Here is a 15,068-nt window from a genome sequence, read left to right as displayed (position 1 = left end):
CGTCCGCGGTCCGGGCGCTGGTCCAGGCGGGTCCGGCGCGGCGTTCGGGTTCGTTCGGGAGCGCTGCGCCGGTGCCCGCTCGCCGGGTGCGATGGGGCCTCCCCCGCGCCGTGGCCGCACGACGCGCCCGTTCCCGAGGAGCCGCACCCGATGGGCCTGTTCGACAAGATCAAGGCGATGTTCGCGACCGAGTTCACCGTGCTGGAGGGCGCCCCCGCCCTCACGCCGGAGCAGGACCGCGCGCTCGCGCTCGGCGCGGTCTACGCCGCCGAGGGGCACCTGCCGATCAACGCGCCCACGATGGAGGCCGACCCGCGCACCGCGCAGAAGCTGCTGTCCGGCGCCTGGGACGTGCACGGACCGGACGACGTCGACGGCGCGTACGGGTACCTCCTGCACCAGGGCCACCGTGGGTACTACGCGCTCGTCGCGCCGCGGGTCGACGAGGTGTTCGCCGCGCGCGGCGGCCGGAAGCTGCAGGACGAGCACCAGGCCCGGATCGCGCAGGAGGCCGGCGAGCGCGGGCTGGACCCCGAGCGCGCCCGCCGCTGGTACGTGGGCTGGACCGGCGCGGCGGTCGCCGGCGGGCACGCGGCGCTCCAGGACCCGCTGCCCGCGAGCATCGTCGCGTGGGACGCGGCGCGGGTCGTGCACCTCAGCCGGCTCCTGCTGGACGCCGGGCTGGTCACCCCCGACCGGGCGTGGGACGCGATGGGCGAGGCAGTCGGGCTGGCGCGGCCGGCGTACCGCGGCTGGGAGGAGTTCGGCCGGGCGTTCGTCGTCGGGCGCGCGTTCTGGACGGCCGGCACGAGCCGGAACCCGGTCGACGGCGACATCGGGAAGTTCGACGGCGCGGTCGACGACCTGCTGAAGGTCGACGGCTCCCCGTGGCTGCGGCTCGCGTACTGAGCCGGCCGTGCCGCACCGCACGGGCTGGGTCGGCCTGCTCCTGATGCTGCTGCTGGTGGCCGCCGGGATGGTCGTCGTCGCCGTCTGGGGCGACGACCTGCGGCCCGCGGTGCACGCGTTCCTGCAGAACGCCGCCCGCCGGCTGTGAGCGGGCTGAGACGGAGGCGCCGCCGGGAGGGAGGAACGCCCGGCGGCGCCTACGATCAGGTGTGAGCAGGCGGACCCCACCACCGGCGCAGAGCGTCACCAGCGCCCCCGAGCCCCTCGGCGCCGACCAGGCGCGCCGGGCCCGCCGCTACCTGATCCAGATGGGGATCCGGGTGGTGTGCTTCCTCGCCGCCGTGCTGACCTGGTCCCGCGTCCCGCTGTGGGTGAGCCTCGTGCTCATCGTCGGCGCCGTCGTGCTGCCGTACATCGCCGTGCTGTTCGCCAACGCCGGCCGCGAGCGCCGCGACGACGCGCCCCCGGGGTACCTGCCGCACCTGCTCGACGCCGCGCCGACCGCGCGGCCGGTGGCACCCGCGCCCCCAACGCCCGGGCCGGGCCCGGCGGACGAGCCGTGGCGCGCCGGCGACCGGCCGGCCGGGCACGACGCCGCGGCGGACGACGACGACACCCGCGGAGGCAGCCGATGACCGCGCCCACCCCCGACGCCGTCGGCGAGGACCTCGTGTGCAGCGCCCGCGGCTGCCGCGCCGACGCCTCCTGGGGCGTGCTGTGGAACAACCCGCGCCTGCACACGCCGGAGCGCCGCAAGGTGTGGCTCGCGTGCGACGAGCACCGGGAGCACCTCGAGGAGTACCTGCGGGTGCGCGCCTTCTACGCCGACACCGTCCCGGTCGCGGACCTGCCGCGGATCGAGCTCGGCGAGCGCCCGGGTCTGCCCGGGCTGCCGGGCCTGGGCGGCCTGCCCGGGACCCCGGGGTCGCGATGAGGCTGCTGCGCGGCAACCCCGCGGCCCGGCGCGCCGTCGGGCTGGTGCTGCTCGCCGTGGCCGTGTCGGTGGCGTGCGTGTTCCTCGGCCGCTGGCAGTGGCACCGGCACGTCGCCCGGGACGCCGCCATCCGCCTCGTCGAGCAGAACTACTCCGCCGACCCGGTCCCGCTCGACGCGCTGCTGCCGGAGCCCGGGGCGGAGCTGGACCCCGGCGACGTCTGGCGGCAGGCGACGGTCACCGGCACCTACGACGCCGATGCCGCCGTGCTGCTGCGCAACCGCCCCGTGAACAGCCAGCCCGGCTTCCACGTCCTCGTGCCGCTGGTGCAGGCGGACGGGTCGGCGCTGGTCGTCGACCGCGGGTGGGTGGCCTGGGACGACGACGCGAGCGGCGAGGTCGCCGTGCCGGCCCCGCCGTCCGGCGAGGTCACCGTCACCGTGCACCTGCGCCGGGACGAGGCCGCCGACCCGCGGTCCGCGCCGGCCGGGCAGGTGCAGGCCATCAACGTGGGCCAGGTCCTGGCGGCCGGCGGGTCGGACGCCGCGTCCTACGCCGGGTACGGCGGTCTGGTCGACGAGACGCCCGCCCCGGCGGTCGCGCTCGGGCGGCTCCCCGCGCCGAGCACCGACCCGGGGTCGCACCTGTCGTACGCGTTCCAGTGGTGGACGTTCTCCGTCGGGTCGCTGGCGGCGTTCGGCTGGCTGGCCCGGCGCGAGCTGCTCGAGGGCGCGGAGGCGGCGGCCGGGGGCGGCGACGGCACGCCGCGTCCCGCGCGCCCGGCGCCCGCGTCGCGCCGCCGGCGCACCTCGGACGAGGACGCCGAGGACGCCCTGATCGACTCCCAGCTCGGCTGACCCGGCACGCCCCCGGGGGGGTCCAGCGGAGACGAGTGGAGGGGGGGGGCCCCCCCCCCCGGGGGGGGGGGGGGGGCCCCGGGCCCCCCCCCCCCCCGGGGGGGGGGGGGCGGGGGGCGGGGGGGGGGGGGCCCCCCCCCCCCGGGGGGGGGGGGGCCCCCCCCGCTCCACTCGAGCCAGGACGGGGCGTCAGGCCAGGGTGACCAGGTCCAGGTAGGACGGGTTCCACAGGTCCTCGTCGCCGTCGGGCAGCAGCACGACCCGCTCCGGGTTCAGCGCCTCGACGGCCCCCTCGTCGTGGCTCACCAGCACGACCGCGCCGGTGTACCCCCGCAGCGCCGCCAGGATCTCCTCGCGGCTGGCCGGGTCGAGGTTGTTGGTCGGCTCGTCGAGCAGCAGCACGTTCGCGGCCGACACGACCAGGGCCGCGAGCGCCAGCCGGGTCTTCTCGCCGCCGGACAGCACCTTCGCGGGCTTGTCGGCGTCGTCACCCGAGAACAGGAACGAGCCCAGCACCGACCGCACCTGGGTGTCGGTCAGGTCGGGCGCCGACGAGCGCAGGTTCTCGACGACCGTGCGGTCCATGTCGAGCGTCTCGTGCTCCTGGGCGTAGTACCCGAGCTTGAGGCCGTGCCCCGGCCTCACCTCGCCGGTGTCCGACTCCTGCAGCCCCGCGAGCATCCGCAGCAGCGTGGTCTTGCCGGCGCCGTTGAGCCCGAGCACGACGACGCGCGAGCCCCGGTCGATCGCCAGGTCGACGCCGGCGAACACCTCCTGCGAGCCGTACGACTTCGACAGGTCGGACGCCGTCAGCGGGGTGCGCCCGCACGGGGCGGGCTCGGGGAACCGCAGCTTCGCGACCTTGTCGGACGCCCGGACCTCGTCGAGGCCGGACAGCATCCGCTCGGCGCGGCGGGCCATGTTCTGCGCGGCGACCGCCTTGGTGGCCTTCGCGCGCATCTTGTCGGCCTGCGCGAGCAGCGCGCCGGCCTTCTTCTCCGCGTTCGCCCGCTCGCGGCGGCGGCGCTTCTCGTCCGTCTCGCGCTGCAGCACGTAGGCGTCCCAGCCGAGGTTGTACTGGTCGAGCTCGCCGCGGTTGGCGTCCAGGTGGAACACCTTGTTGACGGTGGCGCGCAGCAGCTCGACGTCGTGGCTGATGACCACGAAGCCGCCCGGGTAGGTCTTGAGGTAGTCGCGCAGCCAGGCGATCGAGTCCGCGTCGAGGTGGTTCGTCGGCTCGTCGAGCAGCAGCGTGTCGTTGCCGGAGAACAGGATGCGCGCGAGCTCGACGCGGCGGCGCTGGCCGCCGGACAGGGTGCTGAGGGGCTGGCCGAGGACGCGGTCGTCGAGGCCGAGGTTCGCGGTGATCCGGTGCGCCTCGCTCTCGGCGGCGTACCCGCCGCCGGCCGTGAACCGGGCCTCGAGCTTCGGGTACCGCTCCATGGCGGCCTCGCGCACCGCGTCGTCCGTGGACGCCATCAGGCCCTCGGTCTCGCGCATCTGCTCGATGATCCGGTCCAGGCCGCGCGCCGACAGCACCCGGGACATCGCGAGGTCGGACAGCTCGCCCGACCGCGGGTCCTGCGGGAGGTAGCCGATGTCGCCGCTGCGGGAGATCTGCCCGCCGGTCGGCTGGGTCTCCCCCGCCAGCGTCTTGGTCAGCGTGGTCTTGCCGGCGCCGTTGCGGCCCACGAGGCCGATCCGGTCGCCGGGCGCCACCCGGAAGGTCGCCTCGGACAGCAGCACGCGGGCACCCACGCGCAGCTCGACGCCCTGAACGGTGATCACTTCGGTTGTCCCTGCTCCCTCTCGCCGTGCACGCCCGCGGTCGATGCCGCGCGCCCCGTCGCGGGCCGGCACAAACGCCGCCCATCCTACGAGTCCCAGCGCCCCGGACCCGACCGGAATTCCGTGGGCTCCCCCACGTCGCGCGCGGTCGCCGGCCCGCGACCCCGCGCGCCCCCCGGGGTGCGGAACCCGACAGGCGCCGCGCGGCAGCGTTGGACACCCCCGCACGACCCCGGCCGCGCGCGCCGCACTAGCGTGGCTCGCGGCGACCGGCCCTCCGCGGACGGCGCCGCCCCAGCCGACCGCACCCCCGCGAGGTCCGATGTCCGAGCACCGCCCCGAGGCCGCCCCCGCGGCCGACGCCGCCGCGCACGCCGGCCCTGCGCCCGTCGCCGCGGCCGCCCCGACCCCCGTGGCCCGCACCTCGGTCGCCACAGACGTCGCGCTGATCGCCACGTTCGCCGCGTTCGTCGCGGTGTGCGCCGTGCTGCCCGCCATCCCCACCGGTGGGGCCGTGCCGATCACCCTGCAGACCTTCGGCGTCGCGCTCACCGGCCTGGTGCTGGGCCCGCGCCGCGGCGCCCTCGCGCTGCTGCTGTACGTGGCCGTCGGCCTGGCGGGCGTCCCGGTGCTGTCCGGCGCGACCGGCGGGCTCGGCGTGCTGGCGTCGCCGTCGGCCGGCTACCTGCTCGCGTTCCCCGCGGCCGCGGCGATCGCCGGCGGGTTCGGGCTGCTGGCGCGCCGCGCGCCCGGCCGGTGGCGGGTCCCCGCGCTGTTCGGCGCGGCGACCGCCGGCTCGCTGCTGGTGATCCACCCGCTCGGCATCGCGGTCATGGGCTGGCGGCTGGGCCTGTCCGCGTCCGAGGCGGTCGCCGCCGGCGCCGTCTTCCTGCCCGGCGACCTGATCAAGAACGCGCTCGCCGCCGTGGTCGCCGCGGCCGCGCTCCGCGCCTTCCCGGACCTGCTGCGCGGCCGGTGATCGAGCTCGACGGCGCGGTCGTCACGGCGTACGCCCCGGGCGAGGCGCGCCGCGGGGCCGAGCGGGTCGTCACCCTGCTGGGCCCGGTCACGGCGACGCTCACGGAGCGCCGCGTCGCCGTCGTCGGCGCGAACGGCTCGGGCAAGTCGACGCTCGCCCGGCTGCTGAACGGCCTGACACTGCCGTCCGCGGGCTCCGTGCGGGTCGACGGCCTCGACACGGCGCGCGACGGCGCCGCGGTGCGCCGCCGGGTCGGCTTCCTGTTCACGGACCCCGACGCCCAGGTCGTGATGCCCACCCCCGTCGAGGACGTCGCACTCTCCCTGCGCCGCCTCGGCGTGCCGGGTCGCGAGCGCGACGCCCGGGCCCGGGAGGCGCTGGACCGCGTGGGCCTGGCGTCCCGCGCCGACCTGCCCGTCCGGGCGCTGTCCGGCGGCCAGCGGCAGCTGCTCGCGCTGGCCGCGGTGCTCGCCACCGAGCCCGCGGTGCTGGTCTGCGACGAGCCCACAACGCTGCTCGACCTGCGCTGGCGCCGCGTCGTCGACGGCTTGCTCGCCGACCTCCCCCAGCAGGTGGTCCAGGTGACGCACGACCTCGACGCGGCGGCGCGGGCCGACCGGGTGCTGGTCGTCGACGGCGGCCGCGTGGTGCACGACGGCGCGCCCTCGCCCGCCCTCGACGCGTACCGCGCGCTGATGGCGGTCGAGCCCGCGTGACGCTGCTCGGCGCGCACCGCACCGCCCGCACCCCGCTGGACCGGGCGCCGGTCGGGGCCAAGCTCGCGGCGCTGGCGCTGCTCGGCGTCGCCGTCGTGGCGACCCGGGGCGTGCCGGCGGCGCTCGTGCTTCTCGGGGTGGCGGTCGCGGCCGCCGCCGTCGCCGCGCTCCCCCCGCGCCCCACGCTCCGCGGGCTGCTTCCGGTGCTCGTGACGGCGCTGCTCGCCGGCGCGTACCAGGCGTGGGCCCGCGGGCCCGGGCCGGCCGTCGAGGTGGTCGCCGACCTGCTGACCCTGGTCCTCGGCGCCGCGGTGGTCACCGCCACCACCCCCGCCGACCGGCTCCTCGACGCCCTCGCGCGCGCCGCCCGGCCGCTGCGCAGGGTCGGCGTCCCACCCGACCTGGTCGCCCTCGCGGTCGCGCTCGTGCTCCGGTCGGTGCCCGAGATCGCCCGCACCGTGCACGAGGTCCGGGACGCGGCGCGCGCCCGCGGAGTCGAGCGCGACCCGCGGGTGTGGCTGACCCCGGCGGTGCTGCGGGTCGTCGGCCGGGCGCGGGACCTGGGCGAGGCGCTGGCCGCGCGCGGGATCGTCGACTGACGCGCGCGGAGTTCGTGCACCCGGCCTGCCGGCATCTCGCCGCGACTCCCTGCCGCTCGCCGCGCGCCGCCCCGCGCCCCGGGCTACCGTCCCCGGCATGACGTTCCAGGACGGCGGCCGGTTCGAGGGCGGCCGCGTGCAGTCCCGCCGCGGCGGGGGCCGCGGGCGGGGCATCGCGGTGGGCGGCGGCCTCGGCACGCTGGTGCTCGTGGTGGTCGTGACGCTGCTCGGCGGCAACCCGGCGCAGCTGCTGTCCGGCGACGGCGGGACGGGCGCAGGCTCGCAGGAGCAGGTCTCCGAGATCGGGGACTGCACGGCCGAGCAGGCCAACGCCGAGCGCGAGTGCCGGCTCTCGGCGACGGTCCAGTCGCTCGACACCTACTGGCAGCGCACGCTGCCCGAGCTCGCGCAGGACCCGGACGTCGAGCCCGCCGTGGTGTCCTTCCAGGACGCCACCGAGACGGGCTGCGGCAGCGCCTCGTCGTCGACGGGGCCGTTCTACTGCCCGCCGGACCGGACGATCTACCTCGACCTGTCGTTCTACGACCTGCTCGCCTCGCAGTACGGCGCGCAGGGCGGCCCGCTGGCCGAGATGTACGTCGTGGCGCACGAGTACGGGCACCACATCCAGCAGCTCACGGGGATCTTCGACAGCGCGGACCGGTCCGGGACCGGCGACGACTCCGACTCGGTCCGCGTCGAGCTCCAGGCCGACTGCTACGCGGGCCTCTGGGCCGGCGACGCCGCCACGACGGTCGACCCGGACACCGGCGTGACGTTCCTGGAGCCGATCACCGAGGCGCAACTCGCCGACGCCCTGTCCGCCGCCGCGGCAGTCGGCGACGACCACATCCAGCAGCAGTCCGCGGGCGGGGTGAACCCCGACACCTGGACGCACGGCTCCAGCGAGCAGCGCCAGCGCTGGTTCACGACCGGCTACCGCGACGGCACGGTCGCCTCGTGCGACACGTTCGCGGCCGCCTCGCTCTGACCCCGGACGCACGAACGCCGAGATAGGTCCTCCCGCGCGAGATAGGACCGTCCAGGGTCCTATCTCGGCGCGGAGGTCCTATCTCGGCGTCTGAAGAGGGCGAGGCCGCAGGCTCAGATGTTGAAGCCCAGCGCCCGCATCATCGCGCGGCCGTCGTCGGTGATCTTCTCCGGGCCCCACGGCGGCATCCAGACCCAGTTGATCCGCACCGAGTCGACCAGGCCCTCGAGCGAGGTGCCCGCCTGGTCCTCGATGACGTCCGTCAGCGGGCACGCCGCCGAGGTGAGCGTCATGTCGATGACGACGTTGCGGCCCTGCTCGATCGCGATGCCGTAGACCAGGCCGAGGTCGACGACGTTGACGCCGAGCTCGGGGTCGATGACGTCGCGCAGCGCCTCCTCGACGTCGGCGGCGTTCACGGGCGCCGGCGCGGCGCCGTCCTGCTGCGGGGACACCGTGGTGTCGCTCATCGCCCCTCCTCGGGGTTCGTGGTCGTCACGGAGGCCTGCGCCACCGCGTCCTTCATGGCCGCCCAGCCGAGCAGGGCGCACTTGATGCGGGCGGGGTACCGGGCGACGCCGACGAACGCGACGGCGTCCTCCATCTCCTCGGCGAGGCCGTCGCCCTCGAACTTCTCGGGCAGCACGCCGCGCGAGTCCATGAGCTCGCGGAAGTCGTCGGACAGCGCGATCGCGTGCTCGACCGACCCGCCGGCGACCGCCTGCGACATCACCGAGGCGGAGGCCTGCGAGATCGAGCAGCCCTGCCCGGTCCAGGTGAGCTCGCCGATGACCGGCGCGCCCGACGCGTCCGCGTCCAGGCGCACGCGCAGCGTCACCTCGTCCCCGCAGGTGGGGTTCACGTGGTGGACCTCGACGTCGTACGCCTCCTGCGCCCCGCGGTGGGCGGGGTGCTTGGCGTGGTCGAGGATCAGCTGCTGGTACAGCTGCTCCATGCCGGTGCTCATGCGGTGCGGCTCTCGCTTCCTCGGGTGGCTCGTCGTCCCAGTATCAGTCGGACAGTCCGAAGAACGTCCGGACCCCCGCCAGTGCTTCCCGGAACACCGCGATCTCCTCGTCCGTCGTGTAGACGGCGGCCGACGCGCGGGCGGTGGCGGCGACGCCGAACCGGCGGTGCAGCGGCTGCGCGCAGTGGTGCCCGACCCGCACGGCCACGCCGCGGTCGTCGAGGACCTGACCCACGTCGTGCGCGTGCACGCCGTCGACGACGAACGACACCGTCGCGAGCCGGTCCACGTTCTCGGTGGGGCCGATGACCCGCACGCCGGGGACCGAGGCCACCGCGTCGAGCAGCAGCCCGGCGAGGTGCCGCTCGTGCGCGGCGACCGCGTCCATGCCGAGCTCGGCGAGGTACGTCGCGGCGGCGCCCATGCCGACGGCCTGGGACACCATCTGGGTCCCGGCCTCGAACCGGCGCGGCGGCGGCGCGTAGGTGGTCTGCTCCATCGTGACGACCTCGACCATCGAGCCGCCGGTCGTGACGGGCGGCATGGCCTCGAGCAGCTCGCGGCGGCCGTACAGCGCGCCGACGCCGGTGGGGCCGAGCATCTTGTGCCCGGAGAACGCGGCGAAGTCGACGCCCAGCGCGGCCAGGTCGACGGGCAGGTGCGGCACGCTCTGGCAGGCGTCGAGCACCGTCAGGGCGCCGACCTCCCGGGCGCGGGCCACGAACGGCGCGACGTCGGTGACGGCGCCGGTGACGTTCGAGGCGTGCGTGAACGCGAGCACCTTGGTCCGGTCGGTCACGACGGTGCCGAGCTCGTCCGCCCGGATGCGGCCGTCGTCGTCGACGCCGAGCCAGCGCAGCGTGGCGCCGGTGCGGGCCGCGAGCTCCTGCCACGGCACGAGGTTCGCGTGGTGCTCGGCCTCGGTGACGACGATCTCGTCGCCGGGCGCCAGCGCGAACCGCTGCGCCGCCGCTCCCCCGCGACCGAGCGTCGCGTTCGACATCGCGTACGCCACCAGGTTGAGCCCCGCGGTGGCGTTGGAGCTCCAGACGATCTCGTCGTCCTGCACGCCCACGAACGAGGCGACCTCGTGCCGGGCGGTCTCGAACGCCTCGGTGGCCTCCTCGGCGAGCTGGTGCGCGCCGCGGTGCACGGCGGCGTTCCGCTGCGTGTAGAAGTCCTGCTCGGCGTCGAGGACGACCTCGGGCTTCTGCGAGGTCGCACCGGAGTCGAGGTAGACCAGCGGCCGGCCGTCGCGGACGGTCCGCTGCAGCAGGGGGAAGTCCGCGCGCACGGCGGCCAGCTCGGCGGCGTCCAGCGTCCGCCCCTGCCCGTCCTGCGCGGCCCGGTCCAGCGTGTCGGTCATCTCGGTGTCCTCGTCGTCGTGCGTCGTGGCGTGCTGCCCGGTCGCCCTCCGGGGGTGCGGGGCCCCGGGGGCGGCGGCGGTGCGGCCGCCGCCCCGTGGGCCTCGCGGGTGGTGCGCAACCGTCAGGCGGAGGCGCCCGAGGTCAGGAACCGGTCGTAGCCCTCGTTCTCGAGGCGCTCGGCGAGCTCGGGCCCGCCCTCCTCGGCGATCCGGCCGTCGACGAACACGTGCACGAAGTCCGGCTGGATGTACCGCAGGATGCGCGTGTAGTGCGTGATGAGCAGGACGCCCACGTCGGTCGACTCCTTGGCGCGGTTCACGCCCTCGGAGACGATGCGCAGCGCGTCGACGTCGAGGCCCGAGTCGGTCTCGTCGAGGATCGCGAACTGGGGCTTCAGGAGCTCCATCTGCAGGATCTCGTGGCGCTTCTTCTCGCCGCCGGAGAAGCCCTCGTTGACCGAGCGCTCGGCGAACGAGGAGTCCATGCGCAGGCGCTTCATGGCGCCGTCGACGTCCTTGATCCAGGTGCGGAGCGCGGGCGCCTCGCCGTCGATCGCGGTCTTGGCGGTGCGCAGGAAGTTCGACACCGAGACGCCGGGGACCTCGACCGGGTACTGCATGGCGAGGAACAGGCCGGCGCGGGCGCGCTCGTCGGCCGACATCGCGACGAGGTCCTCGCCGTCGAGCGTGACGGTGCCCGAGGTGATCGTGTACTTCGGGTGCCCGGCGAGCGAGTAGGCCAGCGTGGACTTGCCGGAGCCGTTCGGGCCCATGATGGCGTGCGTCTCGCCGCTGTTGATGGTCAGGTCGACGCCGCGGAGGATCGGCTTCGGACCCTCCTTCGTCTCGACGCTGACGTGCAGGTCGCGGATCTCCAGGGTGGGCATGGGGTTCTCCTCGGGAAAGCTCAGGCAGCGCCGTCGACGTCGACGAGCACGCGCTCGCCGTCGACGGTCAGGGGGTAGACGGGGACGGGGCGGACGGCCGGGGGGCCCAGCGGCTCGCCGGTGCGCAGGTCGAACCGCGACCCGTGCAGCCAGCACTCCACGGTGCAGCCCTCGACCTCGCCGTCGGACAGCGAGACCGCGCCGTGCGAGCAGATGTCGCTGATGGCGTGCAGCGCGCCGTCCTCGTCGCGGACGACCGCGACCTCGACGGGGCCCGACGGCCCCTCGAGCTCGACACGGAAGGTGCCGGCCTCGGGGACGTCGGAGGTCATGCAGGCGAGCTGTGCGGTCACTTCGGGGCCCCCGCGAGATCGGGAGCGCAGCGAGCGATGTCGTGGGGAGTGCTCATGCGGGCTCGTCCGCGGAGGCGACGGAGGCGGGCTCGTTCAGGATGGCGCGCTCGGCGTCGGTCTCGTCGGTGACGTCGGAGGCGAGGTCGCCGCCGGCCACGGCCGGGGCGCCCTGGAACTCCGTCATCGACTGCGCCAGCTCGGCCTCGATCGCGGCGATGAGCCGCTCCTCGACCTCGGGCACGCCGATCTGGTGGATCAGCTCGGCGAAGAAGCCGCGCACGACCAGGCGGCGGGCGTCCGTCTCCGGGATGCCGCGCGAGCGCAGGTAGAACAGCTGCTCGTCGTCGAACCGGCCCGTGGCGCTGGCGTGGCCCGCGCCCTCGATGAGGCCCGTCTCGATCTCGAGGTTCGGCACCGAGTCCGCGCGCGCGCCGTCCGTGAGGACCAGGTTGCGGTTGAGCTCGTAGGTGTCGGTGCCCTCGGCCTCCTTGCGGATCAGCACGTCGCCGACCCACACGGTGTGCGCGCCCTCGCCCTGCAGCGCGCCCTTGTAGGTCACGCGGCTCTTGCAGTTCGGGACCGCGTGGTCGACGAACAGGCGCTGCTCCTGGTGCTGGCCGGCGTCGGCGAAGTACACGCCGAGCATCTCGACCGATCCGCCCTCGCCGGCGAACTCCGCGTCCGGGGTGAGCCGGACGACGTCGCCGCCGAGCGTGACCACGATGTGCTTGACGGTCGCGTCGCGGCCGAGGCGCACCCGGTGGGCCGCGTTGTGCACGGCGCCCTCGGCCCAGTCCTGCACGGAGACGACGGTCAGGTGTGCGCCGTCCTCCGCCACGACCTCGAAGGTCTCGGTGAGCAGCGCGGACCCGACGTGGTCGATGACGACCGTCGCCTGGGACATCGGCTTGGCGTGCACGAGCAGGTGCGTCGCTGTGGGCTGGCCCCCTGCGCCTTCGATGCCCTCGACCCGCACCGAGGTCACCGTCGACGCGACGGCCTCCTGCGGCACGGTCACGACGGTGGCACGCGGGAACGAGGCCCACGCGACGGCCGCGGCGCGGTCGCCGGGCTTCCCGGCGACACCCAGGCGGGCGTCGTCGCGGTCCACGATCTCGACCTCGACCTCGGGCGCGTTCACGACCGTGGTGAGGACGCCGTGGCCCGTGAGCCGGCCCGACTCGGGGGCGAACAGCGGGGCGAGCCGGTCGACCGGCGAGAACCGCCACTCCTCCTCGCGCCCGTTCGGCACCGGGAAGTCCGCGACCTCGAACGAGGTGGCACGGGCCGCGCGGGACGACTCGGGGACGGTGCCGACGCCGTGGCTGTGCGCCTCGTCGGCCGTCGCGCGGGAGTGGTCGGTGGAGAGACCGGGGGTCTCGGGTGTGGTGGTCGACATCAGCCGACGGCCCCTTCCATCTGCAGCTCGATCAGGCGGTTCAGCTCGAGGGCGTACTCCATGGGCAGCTCGCGCGCGATGGGCTCGACGAACCCGCGCACGATCATCGCCATGGCCTCGGTCTCGGTCATGCCGCGGGACATCAGGTAGAACAGCTGGTCCTCGCTCACGCGGGACACCGTCGCCTCGTGACCCATCGACACGTCGTCCTCGCGGACGTCGACGTACGGGTAGGTGTCCGAGCGCGAGATCTGGTCGACGAGCAGGGCGTCGCACAGGACGTTGCTGGCGGAGTGGCTCGCGCCCTCCAGCACCTGGACCAGGCCGCGGTACGAGGTCCGGCCGCCGCCGCGGGCCACCGACTTCGACACGATCGACGACGAGGTGTGCGGCGCGGCGTGCACCATCTTGCAGCCGGCGTCCTGGTGCTGGCCCTCGCCCGCGAAGGCGATGGACAGCGTCTCGCCGCGGGCGTGCTCGCCCAGCAGGTAGATCGCCGGGTACTTCATGGTGACCTTGGAGCCGATGTTGCCGTCGACCCACTCCATCGTCGCGCCCTCGGCCGCGGTCGCCCGCTTGGTCACGAGGTTGTAGACGTTGTTCGACCAGTTCTGGATCGTCGTGTACCGCACGCGGGCGTTCTTCTTCACGATGATCTCGACGACCGCGGAGTGCAGCGAGTCCGACTGGTAGATCGGCGCGGTGCAGCCCTCGACGTAGTGCACGTACGAGCCCTCGTCCGCGATGATCAGCGTCCGCTCGAACTGGCCCATGTTCTCGGTGTTGATCCGGAAGTAGGCCTGCAGCGGGATCTCGACGTGCACGCCCGGCGGCACGTAGACGAACGAGCCGCCCGACCACACGGCGGTGTTCAGCGACGCGAACTTGTTGTCGCCCGGCGGGATGACCGAGCCGAAGTACTGCTCGAACAGCTCCGGGTACTCGCGCAGGCCGGTGTCGGTGTCGACGAAGATGACGCCCTGCGCCTCCAGGTCCTCGCGGATCTGGTGGTACACGACCTCGGACTCGTACTGCGCGGCGACGCCGGCGACGAGGCGCTGCTTCTCGGCCTCCGGGATGCCCAGGCGGTCGTAGGTGTTCTTGATGTCCTCCGGGAGCTCCTCCCAGGACGTCGCCTGCTTCTCCGTCGACCGGACGAAGTACTTGATGTTGTCGAAGTCGATGCCCGACAGGTCCGCGCCCCACCAGGGCATCGGCTTCTTGTCGAACAGGCGCAGCGCCTTGAGGCGGGTCTTCAGCATCCACTCGGGCTCGTTCTTGAGCGCCGAGATGTTGCGCACCACGTCCTCCGACAGGCCGCGCTGCGCCGTGGCGCCCGCGTCGTCGGCGTCGTGCCAGCCGTAGCCGTAGTTGCCGATCGAGGCGATGGCCTCGTCCTGGCTCATCGGCTCGGCCGCTACCGGGCGTCCGGGGTCCGTCGTCGTCATTTCATCGTCCTTCCGCGGGTGCACGGGGGTCGGGGGGCTCGGGTAAGTCGGTCAGTCCGTCGTCGTCGGCCGGCGGACCGGCACGATCGGGATGTTCGTGGTGCAGACGTGGCCGCCGCGGGCCAGCGTCGCGAGCCGCTGCACGTGCACGCCGAGCATGCGGGAGAAGGCGTGCGCCTCCGCCTCGCAGAGCTCGGGGAACTCGCTTGCGACGTCCTGCACCGGGCAGTGGCCCTGGCACAGCTGGATGGCGTGGCCGCCGGGCACGGGGCGCGCGGTGGCCGCGAAGCCGTCGACAGCGAGGCCGTCGGCGAGCACCTGCGCCCGGCGGACCGGGTCGTCGCCCGCCTCCGCCAGCGCGTCGGCGTGCCGGACCTCGAGGTCGCGGACCCGCTTCTCGGCGAAGCTGCGCACCGCGTCCGCGCCGCCGATCTCGGCGACGAACCGCAGCGCCTGCGACGCGAGCTCGGAGTACTGCTGGGTCAGCGCCGCCTGCCCGGCCGCGGTCACGACGTACCGCTTGGCGGGGCGGCCGCGGCGCGCCGGCCCGACGGCGCCGCCGTCGTGCACGCCGATCTGCTGCTCGCCCTCCAGCACCGCGAGGTGCCGGCGGACGGCGGCGGCGGTGAGGTCGAGCTCGGCGGCCAGCTCGGCGGCGGACACGGGGCCGTCGGCGGCGATCAGGTCGAGCACCCGGCGGCGGGTGCCGGCCTCGGCCTCGGACTCGTGCTCCTGGCGGGGCGGCTCCGCGGGTCGGAGCGCGGGGCGGGGCGTCGCGGCGGCGGCCTCGGTCGCGCAGTCGGCCTCCGGCGCGGCGGCGGTCCCCGGCGTGCTGGCGCTCATGGCACACACCTCCGGTTCACTGCTGCGCGGCT

At 75.0% G+C, this 15,068-nt stretch carries 18 protein-coding genes; 9 read left to right on the top strand and 9 right to left on the bottom strand.

Going from position 1 to position 15,068, the window contains the following annotated elements:
* Positions 1–150 precede the first annotated feature (150 nt).
* The 5 genes from J5O08_RS03820 to J5O08_RS03800 all read left to right on the top strand — a co-directional run bounded on the left by J5O08_RS03820 (position 151) and on the right by J5O08_RS03800 (position 2,700).
* Entirely contained in the window at positions 151–909 is a 759-nt protein-coding gene (locus tag J5O08_RS03820; RefSeq protein WP_218705525.1) for a DUF1266 domain-containing protein, read from the top strand.
* A 7-nt stretch (positions 910–916) separates the two neighbouring features.
* Entirely contained in the window at positions 917–1,057 is a 141-nt protein-coding gene (locus J5O08_RS03815) for a hypothetical protein (protein WP_217615719.1), read from the top strand.
* Between the two features lie 61 nt (positions 1,058–1,118).
* On the top strand, positions 1,119–1,544 hold the full coding sequence (locus J5O08_RS03810; RefSeq protein WP_218705524.1) for a DUF3099 domain-containing protein: 426 nt from the start codon (positions 1,119–1,121) through the stop codon (positions 1,542–1,544).
* Entirely contained in the window at positions 1,541–1,843 is a 303-nt protein-coding gene (locus J5O08_RS03805; protein WP_218705522.1) for a hypothetical protein, read from the top strand. Before J5O08_RS03810 ends, J5O08_RS03805 begins: the two co-directional genes overlap by 4 nt.
* Positions 1,840–2,700 carry an SURF1 family protein gene (locus J5O08_RS03800; RefSeq protein ID WP_218705520.1) on the top strand — a complete coding sequence of 287 codons (861 nt, stop codon included), beginning with the start codon at positions 1,840–1,842 and terminating at the stop codon, positions 2,698–2,700. The genes J5O08_RS03805 and J5O08_RS03800 overlap by 4 nt, the downstream gene beginning before the upstream one ends.
* A gap of 189 nt (positions 2,701–2,889) precedes the next feature.
* On the opposite strand, the gene abc-f is transcribed toward J5O08_RS03800, so the two are convergent.
* Positions 2,890–4,488, bottom strand: coding sequence for a ribosomal protection-like ABC-F family protein (abc-f, locus tag J5O08_RS03795; RefSeq protein ID WP_217615723.1), 1,599 nt, complete (start codon positions 4,486–4,488; stop codon positions 2,890–2,892).
* 322 nt (positions 4,489–4,810) lie between these two features.
* Between abc-f and J5O08_RS03790 the strand changes: the two genes are divergently transcribed.
* The 4 genes from J5O08_RS03790 to J5O08_RS03775 all read left to right on the top strand — a co-directional run bounded on the left by J5O08_RS03790 (position 4,811) and on the right by J5O08_RS03775 (position 7,773).
* Complete coding sequence (locus tag J5O08_RS03790) at positions 4,811–5,467, top strand: biotin transporter BioY (RefSeq protein ID WP_218705518.1); 657 nt, start codon at positions 4,811–4,813, stop codon at positions 5,465–5,467.
* On the top strand, positions 5,464–6,183 hold the full coding sequence (locus tag J5O08_RS03785) for an energy-coupling factor ABC transporter ATP-binding protein (RefSeq protein ID WP_218705516.1): 720 nt from the start codon (positions 5,464–5,466) through the stop codon (positions 6,181–6,183). Before J5O08_RS03790 ends, J5O08_RS03785 begins: the two co-directional genes overlap by 4 nt.
* Positions 6,180–6,782, top strand: a complete 603-nt coding sequence (locus tag J5O08_RS03780) for an energy-coupling factor transporter transmembrane component T (RefSeq protein ID WP_246855123.1) — start codon at positions 6,180–6,182, stop codon at positions 6,780–6,782. The genes J5O08_RS03785 and J5O08_RS03780 overlap by 4 nt, the downstream gene beginning before the upstream one ends.
* 97 nt (positions 6,783–6,879) lie before the next feature.
* Entirely contained in the window at positions 6,880–7,773 is an 894-nt protein-coding gene (locus J5O08_RS03775; protein ID WP_218705514.1) for a neutral zinc metallopeptidase, read from the top strand.
* A gap of 113 nt (positions 7,774–7,886) precedes the next feature.
* On the opposite strand, the gene J5O08_RS03770 is transcribed toward J5O08_RS03775, so the two are convergent.
* From J5O08_RS03770 to J5O08_RS03735, 8 genes are all read right to left on the bottom strand, one after another.
* Entirely contained in the window at positions 7,887–8,243 is a 357-nt protein-coding gene (locus tag J5O08_RS03770) for a metal-sulfur cluster assembly factor (RefSeq protein ID WP_147793719.1), read from the bottom strand.
* Entirely contained in the window at positions 8,240–8,740 is a 501-nt protein-coding gene (sufU, locus tag J5O08_RS03765; protein WP_218705513.1) for a Fe-S cluster assembly sulfur transfer protein SufU, read from the bottom strand. The genes J5O08_RS03770 and sufU overlap by 4 nt, the downstream gene beginning before the upstream one ends.
* Positions 8,741–8,783: 43 nt before the next feature.
* Entirely contained in the window at positions 8,784–10,106 is a 1,323-nt protein-coding gene (locus J5O08_RS03760; protein WP_218705512.1) for a SufS family cysteine desulfurase, read from the bottom strand.
* A 122-nt stretch (positions 10,107–10,228) separates the two neighbouring features.
* Positions 10,229–10,993, bottom strand: a complete 765-nt coding sequence (gene sufC / locus J5O08_RS03755; protein ID WP_218705511.1) for a Fe-S cluster assembly ATPase SufC — start codon at positions 10,991–10,993, stop codon at positions 10,229–10,231.
* A gap of 20 nt (positions 10,994–11,013) precedes the next feature.
* Entirely contained in the window at positions 11,014–11,346 is a 333-nt protein-coding gene (locus J5O08_RS03750; protein WP_166939651.1) for a non-heme iron oxygenase ferredoxin subunit, read from the bottom strand.
* Positions 11,347–11,398: 52 nt separating this feature from the next.
* On the bottom strand, positions 11,399–12,745 hold the full coding sequence (sufD, locus tag J5O08_RS03745) for a Fe-S cluster assembly protein SufD (RefSeq protein WP_218705510.1): 1,347 nt from the start codon (positions 12,743–12,745) through the stop codon (positions 11,399–11,401).
* Positions 12,745–14,193, bottom strand: coding sequence for a Fe-S cluster assembly protein SufB (gene sufB / locus J5O08_RS03740; protein ID WP_158373512.1), 1,449 nt, complete (start codon positions 14,191–14,193; stop codon positions 12,745–12,747). Before sufB ends, sufD begins: the two co-directional genes overlap by 1 nt.
* 51 nt (positions 14,194–14,244) lie before the next feature.
* Positions 14,245–15,036, bottom strand: a complete 792-nt coding sequence (locus tag J5O08_RS03735; RefSeq protein WP_217615731.1) for a metalloregulator ArsR/SmtB family transcription factor — start codon at positions 15,034–15,036, stop codon at positions 14,245–14,247.
* Positions 15,037–15,068 lie beyond the last annotated feature (32 nt).

This window comes from Cellulomonas sp. PS-H5, from assembly GCF_019265565.1.
In the GTDB taxonomy this organism is placed as follows: Bacteria; Actinomycetota; Actinomycetes; order Actinomycetales; family Cellulomonadaceae; genus Cellulomonas.
The sequence above is the reverse complement of the archived record's forward strand: the minus strand, read 5'-3'. Positions and strand labels throughout refer to the sequence as shown.